At 48.0% G+C, this 5,162-nt stretch carries 1 protein-coding gene; it reads right to left on the reverse strand.

Features of this window, described 5'->3' with window-relative positions; genetic code table 11:
* Nucleotides 1-5,162, reverse strand: a 5,162-nt coding sequence (locus tag AC1DFM_RS34500) for a beta strand repeat-containing protein (protein WP_477081334.1), incomplete at both ends; no start/stop codon positions are given.

Below are 5,162 nucleotides of genomic sequence, written 5' to 3' on the forward strand. Positions count from 1 at the left end.
GTCTGGAAGTTGCTGAGGCTTGCGTTAGTAGCCGTAATATCTGGCACTGTAAATCCGGTCACAGCTTCAGAGAAGGTAATAGTAGTGGTAAACGGCGCTATCACAGGTGATGTAGCGGAAGTGCTGATCACCACACTCGGTTGAGTGGTGTTTACCAGCACGCCACTGGTGTTGCCTACGTTATTGAGCGTGAGTAACGCGTTTTTACCTGCGCTGTTGTGGATGGTGCCAGAGATGGTAGTACCCAGGGTAATACCATCCATATCCATGTCGCCGTTTTGCACGGTATAACTGAATAGGAGAGCGTTGGTACCACTGCCACTCACGAGGGTAGCTTGTTTAGTGGCTGCCCCGACGATTACATCCAGCGATGGTGTGCCGGTAGCAATTACATTTTCGCTGAAGTGTACGGTGAAGCTGAGTACCTGTCCTGTGTGATAGATGCCGTTAGCCGGTACATCAACAGCGGTGATGACCGGAGCCGTGCCAGCGTATACGAGGCTTAACGTATTGGAAGCAGTGTTGCTGTTATTACCTACGTTCACGGCTACACCGGCAGGAACTTGCAGGGTTACTGCGCCATCAACACTTGGTGTAACCAGCACTGTGTAGGTGATATTGTCCGTAGTCTGGAAGTTACTGAGGCTTGCATTGGTCGCTGTAATGTCTCCTATTGCAAAGCCGGTCACAGCTTCCGAGAAGGTAATAGTAGCGGTAAACGGTGCTATTACAGGTGAAGTAGTGGAAGTGCTGATCACTACAGTCGGTTGAGTGGTGTTTACCAGTACACCACTGGTGTTGCCTACGTTATTGAGCGTGAGCAGCGCATTTTTACCTGCGCTGTTGTGGATGGAACCAGAGATGGTAGTTCCCAGGGTAATACCATCCATATCCATATCACCGTTTTGTACGGTGTAGCTGAATAGGAAGGCGTTGGTACCGCTGCCACTCACGAGCGTAGCTTGTTTGGTAGCTGTACCTATGAGTACATCCAGAGTTGGTGTACCTGTAGCAATTACATTTTCGCTGAAGTGTACGGTGAAGCTGAGTACCTGTCCGGTGTGATAGATACCGTTAGCCGGTACATCAACAGCGGTGATAACCGGAGCCGTGCCAGCGTATACGAGGCTTAACGTGTTGGAAGCGGTGTTGCTGTTGTTACCCACGTTCATGGCTACACCGGCAGGAACTTGCAGGGTTACTGCGCCATCAATGCCTGGTGTAACCAGCACTGTGTAGGTGATGTTGTCAGTTGTCTGGAAGTTGCTGAGACTTGCATTGGTAGTTGTAATGTCTCCTATTGCAAATCCAGTCACAGCTTCAGAGAAGGTAATAGTGGCCGTAAACGGTGCTATTACAGGTGAAACTGCCGGGGTAGAAATCACGATTCCCGGATGAATGGTATTGACCAATACACCACTCGTATTTACTGCTGGAAGTGTGAGTACAGCGCTGTTACCAGCAATGTCTTTTAATGTTCCATTAAGGGTGGCGAGTGTAATACCGTCCATGTCGAGGTCGCCGTTTTGTACGGTGTAGCTGAATACTAGAGCAGTACTGCCGCTACCGCTGACGAGGGAGGCTGGTTTAGTAGTAGTGCCGATCACTATGTCAAGAACAGGAGTGCCCGTTGCGTTAACTATCTTACTAAAATGTACAGTAAAGGTAAGCGTCTGTCCTTCGTGGTAAATAGCATTGGCTGGAACATCTACAGTCGTAACAACCGGCGCTGTATGGTCATATACCAGGTTTAGTGTATTGGAAGCGGTGTTGCCGTTCAAGCCCGTGTTAATGGCTGCGTTGGCCGGTACTTGTACAGTTACCGCGCCATTGGCACCCGGTGTTACCAATACCGTATACGTAATATTATCGGTTGTTTGCAGATTGCTAAGCGTAGCATTGGTAGCAGTAATGCCAGTAGTTAAAAGCCCGGTAACAGCTTCGCTAAACGTAATGGTAGCAGTGAACGGTTGATTGATCGGAGAGGTCACCGCGGTACTGATAGTAACCGTTGGGTGAATGGTATTCACCAACACTCCACTTGTATTTACCGCTGGCAATGTGAGTACGCCGCTATTACCTGCTAAGTCCTTGATAGTTCCAACGATGGCGGCTGCCAGCGTGATACCGTCCATATCCAGATCACCGCTTTGTACAATATATAAGAAGCCCAGTGTGTCAGATGCAGATCCTGCCTGATAAGTGGCTTGTCTGACTGTACTACCAATCGTGATATCCAGTGTAGGCGTTCCGGTTACTACAACGGATTTACTGAAATGAGCTTTAAACCGCAAACCATCACCCAGATGATAGATGCCATTGGCTGGCACATCTATGGATGTGATACTCGGTGGGGTAGTATCATAAGTAATGCTTAATGTATTAGAAGCGGTGTTGCCATTCAAGCCAGTGTTAATGGCTGCATTGGCCGGTACCTGCACAGTTACCGCACCATTGGCACCCGGTGTTACCAATACGGTATACGTAATATTATCCGTTGTTTGCAGATTGCTAAGCGTAGCATTGGTAGCAGTAATGCCAGTAGTTAAAAGCCCTGTAACCGCTTCGCTGAACGTAATGGTGGCGGTGAACGGTTGATTGACCGGAGAAGTAACCGCGGTGCTGATAGTAACCGTTGGCTGAATGGTATTCACCAACACTTTATTAGTATTTACCGCCGGCAGTGTCAATACGCCATTGTTACCCGCTAAATCTTTGATGGTTCCGACGATGGCAGCTGCCAGCGTGATACCATCCATATCCAGATCTCCGCTTTGTACAATATATAAGAAGCCCAGTGTATCAGATGCAGATCCTGCCTGATAAGTGGCTTGTCTGACTGTACTACCAATGGTGATATCTAGTGTAGGCGTTCMGGTTACTACAACAGATTTACTGAAATGAGCTTTAAACCGCAAACCATCACCCAGATGATAGATGCCATTAGCCGGTACATCTATGGATGTGATACTCGGTGGGGTAGTATCATAAGTAACGCTTAGTGTATTAGAAGCGGTGTTACCGTTCAAGCCGGTGTTAATGGCTGCGTTGGCCGGTACTTGTACAGTTACCGCGCCATTGGCACCCGGTGTTACCAATACCGTATACGTAATATTATCCGTTGTTTGCAGATTGCTAAGCGTAGCATTGGTAGCAGTAATGCCAGTAGTTAAAAGCCCGGTAACCGCTTCGCTAAACGTAATGGTAGCGGTGAAAGGCTGATTGACCGGAGAAGTAACTGCGGTGCTGATAGTAACCGTTGGGTGAATGGTATTGACCAGCACTTTATTAGTACTTACTGCCGGCAGTGTCAATACGCCATTGTTACCCGCTAAATCTTTGATGGTTCCGACAATGGCAGCTGCCAGCGTGATACCATCCATATCCAGATCACCGCTTTGTACAATATATAAGAAGCCCAGTGTATCTGATGCAGATCCTGCCTGATAAGTGGCTTGTCTGATGGTACTACCGATGGTAATATCCAGTGTAGGCGTTCCGGTTACTACAACAGATTTACTGAAATGAGCTTTAAACCGCAAACCATCACCCAGATGATAGACGCCATTAGCCGGTACATCTATGGATGTGATACTCGGTGGGGTAGTATCATAAGTAACGCTTAATGTATTAGAAACGGTATTACCGTTCAAGCCGGTGTTAATGGCTGCGTTGGCCGGTACCTGTACAGTTACCGCGCCATTGGCACCCGGTGTTACTAATACCGTATACGCAATATTATCCGTTGTTTGCAGATTGCTGAGTGTAGCATTGGTAGCAGTAATGCCAGTAGCTAAAAGCCCTGTAACAGCTTCGCTGAACGTAATGGTAGCAGTGAAAGGCTGATTGGTCGGAGAAGTAACCGCGGTGCTGACGGCGACTGTCGGGTGAATGGTATTGACCAGCACTCCAGTTGTATTCACTGCCGGTAATGTGAGCACACCACTATTACTTGCTAAATCTTTGATGGTTCCAGCGATGGCGGCTGCCAGCGTGATACCATCCATATCCAGATCACCGCTTTGTACAATATATAAGAAGCCCAGTGTGTCAGATGCAGATCCGGCCTGATAAGTGGCTTGTCTGACTGTGCTGCCAATGGTGATATCCAGTGTAGGCGTTCCAGTTACTACAACGGATTTACTAAAATGAGCTTTAAACCGCAAGCCATCACCCAGGTGATAGATACCATTGGCTGGTACATCTATGGATGTGATACTCGGTGGGGTAGTATCATAGGTAACGCTTAATGTATTAGAAGCGGTGTTGCCATTCAAGCCAGTGTTAATGGCTGCGTTGGCCGGTACCTGTACAGTTACCGCGCCATTGGCACCCGGTGTTACCAATACCGTATACGTAATATTATCGGTTGTTTGCAGATTGCTAAGCATAGCATTGGTAGCAGTAATGCCAGTAGCTAAAAGCCCGGTAACAGCTTCGCTGAACGTAATGGTAGCAGTGAAAGGCTGATTGGTCGGAGAAGTAAYTGCGGTGCTGACGGCGACTGTCGGGTGAATGGTATTGACCAGCACTCCAGTTGTATTCACTGCCGGTAATGYGAGCACACCRCTGTTACCTGCTAARTCCTTGATMGTTCCAACGATGGCCGATGCCAGCGTGATACCGTCCATGTCCAGATCACCGCTTTGTACAATATATAAGAAGCCCAGTGTATCAGATGCAGACCCTGCCTGATAAGTGGCTTGTCTGATAGTACTACCGATSGTGATATCCAGTGTCGGTGTTCCAGTTACTACAACGGATTTACTAAAATGAGCTTTAAACCGCAAACCATCACCCAGATGATAGATGCCATTAGCTGGTACATCTATGGATGTGATACTCGGTGGGGTAGTATCATAAGTAACGCTTAGTGTATTAGAAGCGGTGTTGCCATTCAAGCCAGCGTTAATGGCTGCGTTGGCCGGTACCTGTACAGTTATCGCACCATTGGCCCCCGGTGTTACCAATACCGTATACGTAATATTATCCGTTGTTTGGAGATTACTAAGTGTCGCATTGGTAGCAGTAATGCCAGTAGCTAAAAGCCCGGTAACCGCTTCGCTGAACGTAATGGTAGCAGTGAAAGGCTGATTGGTCGGAGAGGTAATTGCGGTGCTGACGGCGACTGTCGGGTGAATGGTATTGACCAGCACTCCAGT

The organism is Chitinophaga sp. 05T412 (genome assembly GCF_056396465.1).